Source organism: Rickettsiales bacterium, from assembly GCA_029252805.1.
Classification (GTDB): Bacteria; Pseudomonadota; Alphaproteobacteria; order Rickettsiales; family JALZUV01; genus JALZUV01.
In genome coordinates this window covers 56369-70470 of record JAQXAR010000033.1, presented here as the reverse complement: position 1 = coordinate 70470, position 14102 = coordinate 56369, and the positions used below count along the sequence as shown (strand labels likewise).

At 47.9% G+C, this 14102-nt stretch carries 17 protein-coding genes; 7 read left to right on the top strand and 10 right to left on the bottom strand.

Features of this window, described 5'->3' with window-relative positions:
• Positions 1-120: 120 nt before the first annotated feature.
• The 4 genes from P8P30_07380 to ubiA form a co-directional block, all read right to left on the bottom strand.
• Entirely contained in the window at positions 121-483 is a 363-nt protein-coding gene (locus tag P8P30_07380) for a dihydroneopterin aldolase (protein ID MDG1287374.1), read from the bottom strand.
• Positions 480-1163, bottom strand: coding sequence for an SDR family NAD(P)-dependent oxidoreductase (locus tag P8P30_07375; GenBank protein ID MDG1287373.1), 684 nt, complete (start codon positions 1161-1163; stop codon positions 480-482). Before P8P30_07375 ends, P8P30_07380 begins: the two co-directional genes overlap by 4 nt.
• 546 nt (positions 1164-1709) lie before the next feature.
• A complete protein-coding gene (locus P8P30_07370) occupies positions 1710-3449 on the bottom strand; it encodes a GGDEF domain-containing phosphodiesterase (protein ID MDG1287372.1) in 1740 nt (579 codons plus the stop codon).
• Positions 3450-3538: 89 nt separating this feature from the next.
• Positions 3539-4432 (bottom strand): 4-hydroxybenzoate octaprenyltransferase, encoded by an 894-nt coding sequence (ubiA, locus tag P8P30_07365; GenBank protein ID MDG1287371.1) that lies wholly within the window; start codon positions 4430-4432, stop codon positions 3539-3541.
• 9 nt (positions 4433-4441) lie between these two features.
• On the opposite strand from ubiA, the gene P8P30_07360 reads away from it, so the two are divergent.
• Positions 4442-5218: a 16S rRNA (uracil(1498)-N(3))-methyltransferase gene (locus tag P8P30_07360; protein MDG1287370.1), complete on the top strand. Its 777-nt coding sequence runs from the start codon at positions 4442-4444 to the stop codon at positions 5216-5218.
• A gap of 126 nt (positions 5219-5344) precedes the next feature.
• Positions 5345-6628, top strand: coding sequence for a glutamate--cysteine ligase (gene gshA, locus P8P30_07355; GenBank protein ID MDG1287369.1), 1284 nt, complete (start codon positions 5345-5347; stop codon positions 6626-6628).
• On the opposite strand, the gene P8P30_07350 is transcribed toward gshA, so the two are convergent.
• Together P8P30_07350 and P8P30_07345 are read right to left on the bottom strand one after the other, a co-directional pair.
• Positions 6625-7026, bottom strand: a complete 402-nt coding sequence (locus tag P8P30_07350; protein MDG1287368.1) for a hypothetical protein — start codon at positions 7024-7026, stop codon at positions 6625-6627. The two genes, gshA and P8P30_07350, sit on opposite strands and share 4 nt — an antisense overlap.
• Positions 7027-7072: 46 nt before the next feature.
• Complete coding sequence (locus tag P8P30_07345) at positions 7073-7321, bottom strand: hypothetical protein (GenBank protein MDG1287367.1); 249 nt, start codon at positions 7319-7321, stop codon at positions 7073-7075.
• A gap of 233 nt (positions 7322-7554) precedes the next feature.
• Here P8P30_07345 and P8P30_07340 point away from each other — a divergent pair, with 233 nt between their 5' ends.
• Genes P8P30_07340 through gmk form a run of 3 tightly spaced genes read left to right on the top strand, consistent with a single transcriptional unit; the run spans position 7555 to position 9379 of the window.
• Complete coding sequence (locus P8P30_07340; GenBank protein MDG1287366.1) at positions 7555-8124, top strand: SCO family protein; 570 nt, start codon at positions 7555-7557, stop codon at positions 8122-8124.
• Between the two features lie 15 nt (positions 8125-8139).
• Positions 8140-8754, top strand: a complete 615-nt coding sequence (locus tag P8P30_07335; GenBank protein MDG1287365.1) for a copper chaperone PCu(A)C — start codon at positions 8140-8142, stop codon at positions 8752-8754.
• A gap of 4 nt (positions 8755-8758) precedes the next feature.
• Entirely contained in the window at positions 8759-9379 is a 621-nt protein-coding gene (gene gmk / locus P8P30_07330; GenBank protein MDG1287364.1) for a guanylate kinase, read from the top strand.
• A gap of 67 nt (positions 9380-9446) precedes the next feature.
• Here gmk and dksA read toward each other — a convergent pair whose 3' ends face one another.
• The 4 genes from dksA to P8P30_07310 all read right to left on the bottom strand — a co-directional run bounded on the left by dksA (position 9447) and on the right by P8P30_07310 (position 13134).
• Positions 9447-9815, bottom strand: a complete 369-nt coding sequence (gene dksA / locus P8P30_07325) for an RNA polymerase-binding protein DksA (protein MDG1287363.1) — start codon at positions 9813-9815, stop codon at positions 9447-9449.
• A 198-nt stretch (positions 9816-10013) separates the two neighbouring features.
• Positions 10014-11693, bottom strand: a complete 1680-nt coding sequence (locus P8P30_07320; GenBank protein MDG1287362.1) for a long-chain fatty acid--CoA ligase — start codon at positions 11691-11693, stop codon at positions 10014-10016.
• A gap of 198 nt (positions 11694-11891) precedes the next feature.
• Positions 11892-12419: a hypoxanthine phosphoribosyltransferase gene (hpt, locus tag P8P30_07315; GenBank protein MDG1287361.1), complete on the bottom strand. Its 528-nt coding sequence runs from the start codon at positions 12417-12419 to the stop codon at positions 11892-11894.
• On the bottom strand, positions 12409-13134 hold the full coding sequence (locus P8P30_07310) for a zinc-ribbon domain-containing protein (GenBank protein MDG1287360.1): 726 nt from the start codon (positions 13132-13134) through the stop codon (positions 12409-12411). Before P8P30_07310 ends, hpt begins: the two co-directional genes overlap by 11 nt.
• A gap of 70 nt (positions 13135-13204) precedes the next feature.
• Here P8P30_07310 and ftsE point away from each other — a divergent pair, with 70 nt between their 5' ends.
• Together ftsE and ykgO are read left to right on the top strand one after the other, a co-directional pair.
• A complete protein-coding gene (ftsE, locus tag P8P30_07305; GenBank protein ID MDG1287359.1) occupies positions 13205-13864 on the top strand; it encodes a cell division ATP-binding protein FtsE in 660 nt (219 codons plus the stop codon).
• An 81-nt stretch (positions 13865-13945) separates the two neighbouring features.
• Positions 13946-14071 (top strand): type B 50S ribosomal protein L36, encoded by a 126-nt coding sequence (ykgO, locus tag P8P30_07300; protein MDG1287358.1) that lies wholly within the window; start codon positions 13946-13948, stop codon positions 14069-14071.
• Positions 14072-14102 lie beyond the last annotated feature (31 nt).

Below are 14102 nucleotides of genomic sequence, written 5' to 3'. Positions count from 1 at the left end.
CCGTAGAACCCGCAATGAAATATTTTATCAACTCTAACTGCTTATTTCTCGATAACTTACAATGCTTTATATACATCAATAACTCCTAACAATTTAAATGTTAGGTGTCAGCCCCTTCTTTTATGTCCGCGTTTTGCTGTATTTTACGGCGACGTTTGACTCCTCGAGGGCTTGTGGCTTGTGTAGGGTGAGGGTGATTCTATCGAGGGTGAGGAATTTATTCAGTGCACCATCTGCCAAGGATTCAAGTAAGCGTTCTATCAGTTGCCATTCTTGTGTGGCAGCGTGGTTAAGTAAAAAGCGCTCCAGCTCTGCATAATCAATCGTAGAGCTTAGGTCATCATGGTGGATGCCTTTATCGGTTTTAAGCTCGATTTCTACATGGGTAAGAAACTCTCGTATTTCTTTGCGTTCCCACTCGAAGACGCCAAGCTTTGCCTGTAATTTTAGATCATTCAAGTAAATCGTGAAGGGCATTTTCATGAAAGTTCACTTCCGTCGATATTTAGTAATTCCCCATTATAAGCGCGATCGTTGGCGAGCAACAAGGCGGTTTCCACTACCTGCTGCACCGTCGGTGGGTTCTCAGCTATTACCGTGGGTTCATGGGCGTTTGTGTTTTCGGTCGGCAAGACATGGCCGGGGCAGATACCGTTGACACGTATTTCCCCATCATATTCACGAGCCGCCATTTTAGTTGCTTCGGCGAGGCCCTTCTTGGCGATCAGGTAGGCAAAATGCGCCGGATGCGTATCGTGAATAGCGATATCGAGCATATTGATAATGCTGCCTTGTTCGGTATGGGCCGTAAATTCGCGCATCAAATTAAGCGGAGCCGAAAGGTTGATGGCGATATCTTCATGAATGCTCGCTTCAGTCGATTCTTGCAAATGCGCCCGACGGAAAGTGGAGGCATTATTGATCAGCGTGTTCAGATGCGGGAAGTCTGCTTTTACTGCTTGAATCAGGTTCTTTGTGGCGTCAGGGGCCGTGAGATCCGCTTGATAGAGCTTTGCGCCCATTTCTAGCATAAGAGCGGCGGCCTCATCGGCTGAGTGGTTATAATGCAGCGCGATATCATAGCCATCTGCCGCGAATATTCGTGCGAGCGCTGCGCCAATGCGGCGTGCGCCTCCAGTAATGAGAACCGCTTTTTGAGTCATGGGTAGAAAATAAGGCAAATGCGTAAGTGGGGCAAGCCTGCACTCACAATTTCTTGAGCCTATATTTACAGAATAACGCCCTTCTGGCGGAGCCGGAAGGGGAAAAGTTTAGATGATGCTCGTCGCGTCATTGCCACGCTTCGCTCGCAATGACGCTAGTGTGGATGGCACCCGCAGGTGCCGGGAGGGCTTGCCTTATCCTTGCAGATTTGAACGAGTATTCCCTTAGTGCCTAACCATGGTCTTTTATTCCCCGATCCTCCCGACTTTAAGCGAGCGGCTGCCAGCAGGGATAGTCCCACTGGTAGCCGGGGTGTTCAAAAAACCATACAAGGATGGCCGCGACGTCTTCAGTCGAAACCTATGACATAACGCCACCACCCCGACCCTAGGAACGAGGAGACACTGTAGTTAACGATTGCTGTCACACAACCGCTTGATAAGAGGTTGTTAAGCCCCAAAGTATCTAACTTAGATACTCTAAGGCCACTAAATACAATCTAGGCGGGTAAGTTAAGTATTTTTCTGAGTTTGAGCCGGCGGCGATTAGCTCGCTTTATATTCGCCATCATGCAGCCAGCTGCGTTGGTTTTCCGGCTTGCCGAAATAGTAACCTTGCAGGTAGTCAACGCCGAGTTCCATGAGCAGTTTGGCGGACTCGCCGGTTTCGACATATTCTGCGACGGATTTAAGGCCGAATAGTTCGGTAAATTCGAGCAAGGTTTTGACGAAGAAACGGTTATCCGGGTTATCGGTCAGGTCGCGAATGAATTCACCATCAATTTTGACCGTATCGACGGAAAGAGTCTTGAGTTGACGGAAGCTAGTATAGCCAGAGCCAAAATCATCGAGCGAAACGAGGCAGCCAAGATCTTGCACCATGGCAACAAAATAAGCCGTGCGGCGAAGGTCGCGTTGGGCGGCTGTTTCGGTAATTTCTACGGTAAGGCGTGCTGCGATATCGGGGCGGTCACGTAAGAGTGACTGGATATGTGCGAGCCAATCTGGGTTCTCAGTCGTGAGGTTAGACACGTTAAAGGCGAGATGCACGTCTGGATAGTTTTCGAGCTCTTTGACGACCATTTCGAGGACTTTGCGATCCACGATATTGATAAGTCCCATGCGTTCTGCAATCGGAATCAAAGCACCGGCAGAGCTGATACGACCACGATCATCGACAAGGCGTAAGAGGGCCTCGTAATGCGCGACTTCGCCTGTTTTAGAATCAATAATAGGCTGATAGGCGAGGCGTAATCTATCTTCGCGCATTGCTTTTGCGAGATAGTTGGCGAGTCCCATTTGCTGGCGTGCCATCATGCTATCTTCTGGCTCTTGCGTCAGCGCCGCATAGAGCATGCCTGGGTGACGGTTAAGGTCAGTGAAGGCGCGATCAATAATCACTCCTGCATCGGCGTCGTTACTGTTAAAGCTGGTATGGCCGCACAAGCTGCTTGTATGGACCGAACCAACGGAAGATTTGGTACAATAGTCTCGTACAACCTCGCCGAGAGCCTCTATCTTTTTCTTGGCGCAAGATGTATCGCATTCTGGAACGATCAAGCCAAATTGATCACGGTGGATACGGTATAGTAAGCTGCCTGCGTTTAAATGATCACGTAATTCTTTTTCTAATTCATCCATTACCGTTTCAGCGGCGCTTTGGCCGAATGCTTGGGCGATAATGGGAAGGCTCGTAATGGCCAAAACAATGACAGAGCTTTGTTCACGGCTATTGGCAAATTGTTCCTGATAATGTTGTAAGCGGCTGATGAACTCGCCTGCATTGAGAGATTTCCCCAGCTCCATCTCAGCATTACCTAAGGCAGGTTTGATGGTGGAAAGAGTGTCAGCCTCTTGTTTAGGGGGGGTGCAATTAAAGGCAATCGCACCAACCAGAATATTTTGACCCTTTTGGTGAAGAGCGCTGTGTTTGACCCAAACGGCATCTTCATCGACACCGATACGGTAACGTAAATCAAAGGTACCGCCTTCGGTTTGCCAAATCTGAATTGTCTCTTGCCAATTTTGTAAATCGCGCGGGTCGATCATTTGCTGCCAATCGTCGATATGGCGTGGTAAGGAATGAGGGTAAGGCAATACATCGCCAATATTATGACTAAAGGTGAGGTTGCCTTGGGTAATGTCCCATTGATAAAGGACGGTATCCGCCGAAGTAAGGGCGAGCTGTGCAATATCGTGCTCTATCCCTGGAGACATTGCTTGCCAGTTTTGCAGCGCAGTATCCGTTACTGCATCGGTTGTATTGGGTCCCAATTCTTGCGTCATTTGCGCGTTCACCACATCTCTTGTTAACTCTTACTTATTCTACCGGTTAAAGGTTAAGATAAGCTAAAGAATCAAAGGCTAAATGTCGTTTATTGAAGAGTAAAATGAAGAAAAATAGTCATAAAAATAGAAAAACCAAATGCGACATTCTGTTTGAACAAAATTAAACAGTTTTCAGGGTTTTTAGGATCGAATTTCCGCAACTGATAAACCATCAAATAAAGCGGGACCAAGGCTGTTAGCAAGATAAGGGGTGGCGCCTTTTCCAATAGTAATGCGATAATATAAGCGGAAAAACTGATGCCATAAAAGAGAGAAATTGCCAATTTTGCGTGTTTCTCTAACCGTCGCGCGGTGGATTTAACACCGATCTTAATATCGTCGGCAATATCTTGAAACGCGTAGATCGTATCATAGCCCAGCGTCCAGTAAATGCCGCTCAAATAGAGCAGTGAAGTGGAGATGGTAATTTCACCATTGACGGCGACCCAGCCCATCACCGCGCCGAAATTGAAAGTGAGGCCAAGGAACGCTTGTGGCCACCAAGTGATACGCTTCATGAGCGGGTAGCTGATGACCAAAGGCAGCGAGACAAGGGCTAGCCAAAATACCTCAATACGTAATTGGTAAACGATAAGCAGGGCGAGTGAGAGTAAGAGGGCCAACAGAATCAATGCCTGTAGGATGCTCAGATCGCCATTGGCTAAAGGGCGGTTTCGCGTGCGCTCGACTTTAGCGTCAATCTTGCGATCCCAAAGATCGTTAATAACGCATCCCGCACTGCGCATGATAAGCGAACCTAAAAAGAAGAGGGCGAGTAGGTTGAGTGTTGTGAGTAGCGACGTTCCATTTTGTGCGGCGGCCAGGGTAATACCCCAGCTGCAGGGCCAAAAGAGGAGCCAAGTCCCCACAGGCTTGTCCCAACGCATCAAATTGAAATAATTCTGCATTAAGCGGTTGCCATTATGTGTGTGATTACCCATCTTCCTGTTATGGAAGTTTCTCCCCCAAAGGCAAGGCTCTATGTGAAGGATGCGCTGGCTAAAGGCCAGATCGTTACGTTAGATAAAGACCAAAGTCATTATCTGCTCAAAGTGATGCGTCAAAAAATAGGCGCACAAGTGGCGCTATTTAATGGGCATGAGGGCGAATGGTGGGGCGAGATCAGCGACGATAATAAGAAAGCTGCGGCAATTACCCTGCAACAGCAAACCCGTGTACAGCAAGAGGAGCCGGATATCTGGCTTTGTTTCGCGCCGGTGAAATTCGGTAAGATTGATTTTCTCGCACAAAAAGCGACGGAGCTTGGGGTGTCCAAATTAATGCCTGTGGAGACAAAGCGTACGATTGTGAATCGCGTAAAGCATGATCGGTTGGTGGCCAATGCGATGGAGGCGGCGGAGCAATCGGAACGTCTAACCGTGCCAGAGGTCGAGAATTTGCAAACTTTTGGCAAATTGATAGCCGATTGGCCGCAAGATAGATTACTCATCGTGGCCGATGAAACCGGCGGTGGTGAACCTCCATTAGAGATGTTGCCGGTACTTCGCGATAGTCGTTTGGCAGTGCTCATTGGCCCAGAAGGTGGCTTCGCACCTGAAGAGTTAAAACAGTTATCGATGCTGCCAGGGGTACGAAAAATGAGTTTAGGCCCGCGTATTTTACGGGCGGATACTGCCGCACTTGCAGCCTTGACCTGCATTCAAGCACTTTGCGGCGATTGGCGCGATGGTGTACCGAAATTTAGAGGAGAAGACGAAAATGAGTAGTATCGTTACGATTTTAGCGGATAGGGCGGCAAGGCCGACCCGCCAGATTTCTGGCGTAGCTTGCGCGGCGTGTGAGCGCCACTTCATTGTAAATGAAGTGAAAGAAATTTAGAGGAGAAGACGAAAATGATGAAAAATGATGACGACCGTACTGGTATTATCATTGAGCTAGAAGCCCTGCTGAATAAGCGTGGGCAGGAAATCAATGATTGGTTTGCCGCGCGCTACCGCGATAAGCGCCCGCCTTTTTATGGCTCGGTTGATTTACGCCATAGCTGTTCGAAAATTGTGCCGGTGGATACGAATCTTTTTCCGGCTGGGTTTAATCAACTATCCGAACGGGCTAAGCAGCGCGCGCAGATAAGCTTCAAGCGCCGTTTAGCCGATCAATTCCCGAATGTTAAGCGGGTGATGCTACTGGCGGAAAGCCACACGCGTAATCTAGGGTATCTTGATAATTTGCATGTGCTGGCAGGTTTGTTGGAAGGCGCGGGCGCGCAAGTGAAAATAGCTCGCTTACCCTCACCACAAGATCAAGCAGATAGAATGGAGCTGGAAACCGCTTCTGGCCATCTGATGACGCAATGGGTCATCGCGCGCGAAGGGGATGCCTTGGTGTTAGCCGAAGGTTGGAAGCCTGATGTGATTGTGATGAATAATGATCTATCCGGTGGCCTGCCTGATATTCTGGCGGGCATTTCGCAACCTGTTGTGCCGACGCTGGAAGCAGGCTGGCATCGTCGTCGTAAGAGCCGTCACTTTGAGCTCTATGATGAAGTTGCGATTCAGTTTGCTAAAGATTTTGGGTTGGATGATTGGAAAATTCGGACTCTTTCGCATCAATGTGGCGAGGTGAATTTTAAAGAGCGCCACCGTATGGATTGTGTGGCGAAAGCGATTGAAGAAATGCTTGAAGCGATCACCAAGAAATACACGGAATATGGCATCACCACCAAGCCCTACGTGTATATCAAAGCGGATGCTGGCACCTATGGTATGGGCATCATGAGCGCTTATAGTCCGGATGATGTGCTGCAGATGAATAAAAAGATGCGCAATAAAATGCAGGTCGTCAAAGACGGCGCCATGAATGCGCAAGTGTTGGTGCAAGAAGGCGTGCCAACGATGGATAAAGTGGGTGAGGCGCCGGCTGAACCGATGCTCTACGCCGTTGACGGTCAGACCATTGGTGGTGCTTTCCGGGTGAATCCGCAGCGGGATGAATATCGCAATCTAAATGCGACCGGCATGTATTTTACCGGTATGTGCGATCGTGAAGAAGCCGAGAAAGGCGATACGGAACATGTGCCCGTGCGGCTTTGTAACTTTCAAGTTTACGGATTAATCACGCGTATGGCGAATTTGGCAGCAGCAATGGAAATCTCAGAAGTATCGGTTGAAGCGGCCTAAAAGCCGTCATCATCATCGAAGAGTTCGGGTTTGTTCATACCCGTTGGCTCAATGCCTTGCTCAGGTTTTGGCGTATCGACCAAGCCATATTGGATACGCATTTCGTCTTTTAAGTCTTGAGGTGGTTCTCCACGGCCTGCGGCAACGACTGTGCCATAATCGCTAGGTTTGAAGTTTTCTCCTGCGGCCATTGCATCGCGCAGTCTACGAAAATTTTTCATTGGGAATTTGATATAAGAATAGATGGGATCGCCGAACATATTTTTACCTTCGGCAAGAATAACGGCCTCCTGTTGCAGAAGCTCGTCAGAAATTTCTAAATCAGCTGTATGGCTAGGATCGCCCATTGCTTTGGTGTCCCAGTGTTTCTTTGAAGATTGTTCGGTTGGATCAGTCATTGGGGTTATCATAACCACCTGAGATGTAAGAGTGAAGGATTAAGTTTTAGAAGCTTGGGCCGGTGTGAGATATTTCGTTCGATTGCCCCGAAGTTAACCCGACGGCATTATTTACAGTTTGGCTTGCTGTTTCAGCTAAATGTGCAAATTCTTCGGGGAAAGAGAAAGTGAAGGTGGTACCATTCATTTCAGCATTACCTGCGTCAATAGAGGCGTCCATTGCTGTTCTTTCACAGTCCACGATGGCCCGAACACCATCTGGCAGAGTCGTATCTTGAGTCCAATTTCCTGTCATAACTAAATTTCCCTAGTTCTTCTTTATCTTATTTCTCAACTCTATCATTTAAAGGTTAAGAATCTTTATAGTTTGTCTACAATTAATACTATACCGCGTTTACCCTTGAGAGAGAACTGGAAATGGGGGCTGTCACGGACTGTTCACGCAGCTGTAACCAAACTGTCATAGTGGTTAGCGATAGGTTAACGACATGGCTTGTTTTCCGGTGATTTGCTCTCTATGATTGCGCCATGTTGCGAAATCTTACCTTACTGATGTTGTTCTGCTTAACGGCGATGACTGTTTACCTGCAACTTTCTTCGACAGAAGAGACTTCCAAAGACGATGTGCCGATTGGCGGCGAGTTCTCATTGACGAGCCATATTGGTAAGCAGGTGACGAATGATAGCTTTAAAGGTAAGCCGCGTTTGGTTTATTTCGGGTTTACCTATTGTCCGGATATCTGCCCGATGGGCCTCTCGACTATGCAGGCAGCGTTGGAAGAATTACGCGGCGATGCGCCGGAAGGTATCTTTATTACCGTAGATCCTGAGCGTGATACGCAAAAACAGCTCGCACTGTATATACAAAACTTCCCGAATATTTTAGGCCTAACCGGCACGCCGGAACAAATTAAAGCCGCCGCAAAAACCTACCGGATTTATTATAAAAAGATCGAGAATAAAGAATCGCCCAAAGATTATACGATGGATCACGCGAGTTTGATTTATCTGATGGATGGCGAGGGGAAATATTTAGCGCATTTCCCGCATACGGCCAGCCCACAGGAATTGGTGGCGCGGATAAAACAGGCGCTGTAGAGAGTGAGAGTGATTATGAAGGGACGTAAAATGCAGGTTATTATTTTTGTCATTGGGGTGATATTACTCGCGTGGTTGTTCTTGCCGGTCATTAGCTTTGCTGAAGGTGTAGCGGCGAAAGTGGCTGTTGAGGAGGCGATGGAGCCAGGGGTTAAAGGCGTTGAAGAAGCCGTGACGGCGATTGAGACGAAAGCAAAAACCCCTGAGCAAACAAAAACCGCTCATGACCTGCTAGAAGCAGCGGTCGAGACACCTGCCCCTAATACGATGCTGAAGGTCACCAACGCATGGGCGAAGCCTACGCTAAAAGGGCAATCGGTTGGAGCGGCTTACCTAACGATTGAGAATCTAGCGGATAAGTCTGCTGCATTGCTAGAGGTAAGTGCTTCTATTGCCGGTCGTGCGGAGATTCATACGCATATTCATCGTGCGGGTATTATGCAAATGCGCCAATTGATGCGTTTAGATATTTTGTCCCAAGATAGCCAAGTGATGGAGCCGGGTGGTTTACATTTGATGTTATTTGATTTGAATAAACCCTTGGAGAAGGGAAATAGTTTCACGCTGACGCTTACTTTCTCGGATGGCAGTCGTAAAAAAACGAAAGTCGAGATTCGCGATGCTGGATGATTTACTGCAATTTAATAAACGTCGTGGGATGATGTTTGTCTTATCTTCGCCCTCAGGCGCGGGGAAGACGTCTCTATCGCGCGCATTGATTGAAGATGATGAGCATTTAATTCTCTCCATTTCGGCCACTACGCGTGATATACGCCCCGGTGAAGAAGCGGGAAAAGATTATTTCTTCCTCTCCGAGCGTGATTTCCTTAATAAATCGGCAAATGATGAGTTTTTGGAGCATGCAAAAGTGTTCGACCATCATTACGGCACGCCGTCGCAATTTGTCGATGAGCAATTGCTCGGTGGTACGGATGTGCTGTTTGATATTGATTGGCAAGGCACGCAGCGCCTGCGCCAGAAGCGTCCGGATGACTTGGTGAGTATTTTTATTCTACCGCCTTCAATGGAAGAGTTGGAAGATCGTTTACGCAAACGCGCGCAAGATAATGATGAGACGGTGTTGCGTCGTATGACCAAGGCTTCCAGCGAGATCAGCCATTGGGATGAATATGACTATGTGATCGTCAATAAGGATTTTGACGATAGCCTAGAGAAGCTTCGGGCTATCCTTATGGCGGAACGTTGCAAACGTATCCGCCGCCCCGGTGTGAAAGACTTTGTCGATAACTTGTAAGATCTAAACATTAAAAAAGGCGACTCAATTGAGCCGCCTTTTTTGTATTCGTAAGTCTCTAGAGGTTCTATTCCTCGTCAGAATATTGCTTTTCGAAACGTTCGTGACGCTCTTGTGCTTCTACGCAAAGGGTCGCCACAGGGCGTGCTTCTAGGCGTTTTAGGCCAATAGGATCGCCGGTTTCTTCGCAAAAGCCATAATCACCATTATCGACACGACGTTGTGCTTCATCAATTTTAGTGATCAGCTTAAGGTAGCGGTTACGAGTGCGAAGCTCAACGCCTGCATCCGTTTCGCGTGTGGCGCGATCCGCTACATCTGGCTCCTGCCAATTTTCTTCTTTGAGATTATCCATCGTCTCGCGAGATTCAGCGAGAAGTTCCGCGCGCCAAGCGAGCAGTTTGCGACGGTAATATTCAAGGTGCTTAACACACATGTACTCTTCTTTATCAGAAGGCACGTAATCATCCTTGATTTTAGCCAGTGGCTTATAATCTGCGGGTAGGTAATTGGTTACTTCTACTTTTTCTGCAGCGCTCATTATTGACTCCCTTGTGTAGTTTGGAATGGTAAGCGAGGCTGCGCTTATACGGAAGTGAAAAGCAAAAGGCAAGCATAGATATACACAGCTTTTTTAAGCGTTTTCCTCACGTAGCGGCTTTTTATCCACCTTACCGACCAGAGTCTTTGGTAATTCGGCCCGAAATTCGTAATCATGTGGGATGGCATAAGGCGGTAAATGATCTTTTAAGAAGGCTCGTAATGCGTCAGGTTCAGCTGACTGGCCTTTCTTAAAGACGATGAACGCTTTGGGCACTTCGCCGCGTTTTGCATTATTAATGCCGATCACGGCGCAATCTGCCACGGCCTCGTGCTGGTAGATTGCCTCTTCCACGCAGCGTGGGTAGACATTATAGCCACCTGATATAATCAGTTCTTTCATGCGATCGACAATTTTGAAATAACCGTCTTCTGACATCACACCGACATCACCTGTATGTAAGCGCATCTCGCCATTCGGGGCTTTTCGCAGCACATCATTTGTTGCTTCGAGTTGTTGCCAATAGCCTTGCATGACCTGTGGGCCACGAATACAGATTTCGCCTTCTTCGCCAATGGGCATGGGGGTGACGTGATCGTCTTTATCGATGATCTCTAGAACCGTACCCGGTAAGGGCAAGCCGATGCTTCCTGTGCGGTTTTCGCCGGTGAGCGGGTTGCAGCTAACCACGGGCGAGGATTCGGAGAGGCCATAGCCTTCTACCAATGAGCAGCCAGTGAGAGATTCAAATTCTTCTTTCACGGCTTCCGGCAAAGGCCCGCCGCCCGAAATACAATATTTCATTGAGGTGAGGTCGTATTTATTTAAACTCGTGCAGTTATTGATAGCAGAGAAGAGCGTCGATACACCCGGCATGATCGTGATTTTATATTTAGCAATATCGATCAGTACATTTTTCAGCTCGAATTTAGGGTGGAGAATGATTTCTGCGCCGATAGAGATGCCGAAATTCATAATGGTCGTCATCGCGAATACGTGGAAGAGTGGTAAGATCCCGATAAATTTCTCTTCCCCCGGTACGGCATTGGCAAACCATAAGCGGCACTGATCTGCGTTGATGCTGCAATTGGCATGGGTCAGGATGACGCCTTTTGGTGAGCCAGTGGTCCCGCCCGTATATTGCAGCACGGCGATATCTTCTTCAGGATGAATTTTCGGCGCCTCTTCTAGCGGTGGGTGGCTAATCGCATCTTCCCATAGGAGGTGTTTATCATCTTGCGGAATGGCCGCTAGCTCGCCACGCTTAAGTAGCAAGAAGGCGAATTTTTTGGCCATGGGTAGTACATCCGCCAACGAGCAGACGATGATACGCTTAAGTGTGCCACCAAGATTGGCTTGGACCTTCGGTAGGATAATTTTAAAGTCTAGCGTGACCATTACTTCGGTGCCGGAATCGTCAATTTTATGGCCTAATTCGCCTTTGGAATAGAGGGGAGAGTAATTGACGACGGTCGCACCGGTACGTAAAATACCGAAATAAGCGATGATTGCTTGCGGGCAATTGGGCAGGCAGATTCCCACTTTGACACCGCGTTTGACACCTTGAGCCTTTAGGCCCGCAGCAAATTTACGCGTGAGTGCATCGACTTCTTTATAAGTGAAAGCGCGGCCCATAAAGCGGATCGCTACATTATCGGGGAATTGTGCGACGGCATCATCGAGCAATTCAAATAAAGGGCGTCCTTTTAGTGGCGTGTGCCAATCAACATTATCAGGATAGTGGTCGAGCCAAGGAAGTTCTGTATCTGTCATTAGAGGAGTTTAGCTATCCGCCTCTTCGGGTGCAAGCGATGAGTGGAGAGAAAATATTTGCCATATTCAACTATAGCATGCATTAAAGAGAAGCTATGGGTGAGCTTATCTACAGTATATTTAATTTTTAACGGATGTTCCGGTTAATTTCTGGTTTTGGTTGTTGCTGGTAGTAGCGCCTCTATTGGTGTTTGGCGCTTACGCTGTTTCCAACACGCCAACAAAAGGCAATTCGCGATGTTTGCCGGCGTAATCTAGCCCATAGCCGATTACAAATTGGTCTTCAATTTCAAAGCCGACGAAATCTGCATTGATCGCGACGCGGCGTTTGCCGGGTTTTTCAAGCAATACGGCGGTTTTGACAGAGGCAGCGTGGCGTTCAAACATAATGCCTTTAGCGCAGGTAAGGCTTAAGCCTGATTCGAGAATATCATCAATAATCAGCACATGGCGGCCTTCGATGGCAACGGTTGTATCGGAGGTAACAATTACGTCTCCACTGGTTTCCGTATTATCTTTGTAGCTGCTAAGTCCTAGGAAATCGAATTCCAACTCAACGCCATGGCGGTGGAACGCGCGCGCGATATCTGCGGCGAAAATGAAACTGCCACGTAGCAATGCGACCAGTAGCAAGGGCTTACCGAGCTTCGCATCTGCGATTTCTTTCGCGAGTTCATCAACACGTGTCGCGATTTCTTCTGCGCTGAGGAGGGTTTTAATGCTCATCGTGATGGGTTCCTTCGGCCTGTGCTGTTACAGTATGGTCGGGGTTCCAGCCACCGCGCAGGCCCATCTCTAGAGGGGAAGCGATTTCGAGAAGTAATTTATCGGCGCTGGCAAAATTATGAACGATTTCCAATTTTCCGCAATCAATATGCTCACCCGGTTCGATCATACGGTCGCCACCGGCGAGGTAGGCATCATCTTCCGCTAAAATATTGCCGCCAGCAGACAAAATACGCATGGCCAAAGGTGGCTGAGTTTGCGGTGTGTTCGAGGTGTTCAGCAAGATGCAACCCACTTCGTAGCGCTTTTTGCGGCGAGATTTCTGTGCCGTAAGTGTGACATTAGCCAGCACCACGCCGTTATTGGGGTAATAGCCTGCTGCCTCGTAAAGGCTGGGCATCATCGGATAAAAGCTGTCGCGTGAATGGAAAAGTAAAATGCCAATTGCGCATAGAAGGAGTAGGAAGCTCATCGCCATCCAGCTCTTTTGGCTGGCAGGTTGGTTCATGGCAGGCAGTGTTGAATCTATTGGAAGCTCAAAGTCGTCGGCATCAACAACATCCAGAAAATCGCCAAAGTCGTCTACTTCAGGTTCAGCAGCGGCCTGAAACCACTTATGCTGACAGCTACGACAGCGCACCGTACGACCATCCGTGCCGATGGCATTATCAGGCACAGCATAGCGAGTGTTACATTTAGGACAGTTAAGAATCATATTCTTGCATTGTATATTCAATTTACACCGCTTAGTCTAATCCCAAAATAACCCTAATGAAAACACTTCAATGATTCGCCTGCGTAATATTTTCCATACCTATGATCGTGAGCATATGGTGTTGCGCGATGTCAACCTGACGCTTGAGAAGGGTGGGTTCTATTTTTTAGGTGGACCAAGTGGAGCAGGAAAGTCGACCTTGATGTCGCTTATATCGCTCATGCGCCGCCCTAGCCGTGGTCAAATTGAGATGTTCGGCGTGGATGTGACTAAGTCAACGCATGAGGAGCTTCCGGCGATGCGCCGCCGTGTGGGGATGGTTTATCAAGATTTTCGCCTGCTTGATCACCTAACGGTTGAAGAAAATATCGCCCTTCCTTTGAAGGTAATGGGTGAGCCTAAGGGGCATATTATTGAAAAAGCGCGTGAGATGGCGGAGTGGGTCGGTTTGAAAGATGAAACTCAGCTCTATCCGCCCGTGTTATCAGGCGGGCAGAAACAGCGTGTCGCGATTGCTCGTGCTGTGATTACGAATCCAGATGTGATTCTGGCCGATGAGCCGAGCGGTAACCTTGATAATGCGTTGAGTGAACGTTTCATGCACTTATTTAAAGAACTGCATAAGCAGGGCACGACCGTACTTTACGCGACGCACGATCAAAATCTCATCCAGAAGCATAAATATCCTGTGATGAAGTTGAGTGGCGGTAGCATAACGCTTGCGCGTTAGAGAGAAATAACCATAAAACACGGTTGACAGTGGCGGCTTAGCTGAGTAGAAAGCCAATCTCTTTTAAGATAGGAAGATGTGATGAAAGTTTTAAGTTCTTTGAAGTCAGCGAAAAAACGCGACAAGAATTGCCAAGTAGTAAAGCGCAAAGGCCGTCTTTACGTCATCAATAAGAAGAACCCACGCTATAAAGCGCGTCAGGGTTAATTCTCTTATTTGAATTGGATATTGCAAAGAA

What these genes read in the sequence shown, in the direction of transcription:
- hpt (MDG1287361.1), bottom strand. Translation starts at nt 12,419, where the DNA reads ATGAGCATTAAAACCCTCCTCAGCGCAGAAGAAATCGCGACACGTGTT.
- gshA (MDG1287369.1), top strand. Translation starts at nt 5,345, where the DNA reads ATGATGAAAAATGATGACGACCGTACTGGTATTATCATTGAGCTAGAA.
- ubiA (MDG1287371.1), bottom strand. Translation starts at nt 4,432, where the DNA reads ATGGGTAATCACACACATAATGGCAACCGCTTAATGCAGAATTATTTC.
- dksA (MDG1287363.1), bottom strand. Translation starts at nt 9,815, where the DNA reads ATGTGTGTTAAGCACCTTGAATATTACCGTCGCAAACTGCTCGCTTGG.
- P8P30_07370 (MDG1287372.1), bottom strand. Translation starts at nt 3,449, where the DNA reads ATGACGCAAGAATTGGGACCCAATACAACCGATGCAGTAACGGATACT.
- P8P30_07320 (MDG1287362.1), bottom strand. Translation starts at nt 11,693, where the DNA reads ATGACAGATACAGAACTTCCTTGGCTCGACCACTATCCTGATAATGTT.
- P8P30_07375 (MDG1287373.1), bottom strand. Translation starts at nt 1,163, where the DNA reads ATGACTCAAAAAGCGGTTCTCATTACTGGAGGCGCACGCCGCATTGGC.
- ftsE (MDG1287359.1), top strand. Translation starts at nt 13,205, where the DNA reads ATGATTCGCCTGCGTAATATTTTCCATACCTATGATCGTGAGCATATG.
- P8P30_07310 (MDG1287360.1), bottom strand. Translation starts at nt 13,134, where the DNA reads ATGATTCTTAACTGTCCTAAATGTAACACTCGCTATGCTGTGCCTGAT.
- P8P30_07335 (MDG1287365.1), top strand. Translation starts at nt 8,140, where the DNA reads ATGAAGGGACGTAAAATGCAGGTTATTATTTTTGTCATTGGGGTGATA.
- ykgO (MDG1287358.1), top strand. Translation starts at nt 13,946, where the DNA reads ATGAAAGTTTTAAGTTCTTTGAAGTCAGCGAAAAAACGCGACAAGAAT.
- P8P30_07350 (MDG1287368.1), bottom strand. Translation starts at nt 7,026, where the DNA reads ATGACTGATCCAACCGAACAATCTTCAAAGAAACACTGGGACACCAAA.
- P8P30_07380 (MDG1287374.1), bottom strand. Translation starts at nt 483, where the DNA reads ATGAAAATGCCCTTCACGATTTACTTGAATGATCTAAAATTACAGGCA.
- P8P30_07345 (MDG1287367.1), bottom strand. Translation starts at nt 7,321, where the DNA reads ATGACAGGAAATTGGACTCAAGATACGACTCTGCCAGATGGTGTTCGG.
- P8P30_07360 (MDG1287370.1), top strand. Translation starts at nt 4,442, where the DNA reads ATGGAAGTTTCTCCCCCAAAGGCAAGGCTCTATGTGAAGGATGCGCTG.
- P8P30_07340 (MDG1287366.1), top strand. Translation starts at nt 7,555, where the DNA reads ATGTTGCGAAATCTTACCTTACTGATGTTGTTCTGCTTAACGGCGATG.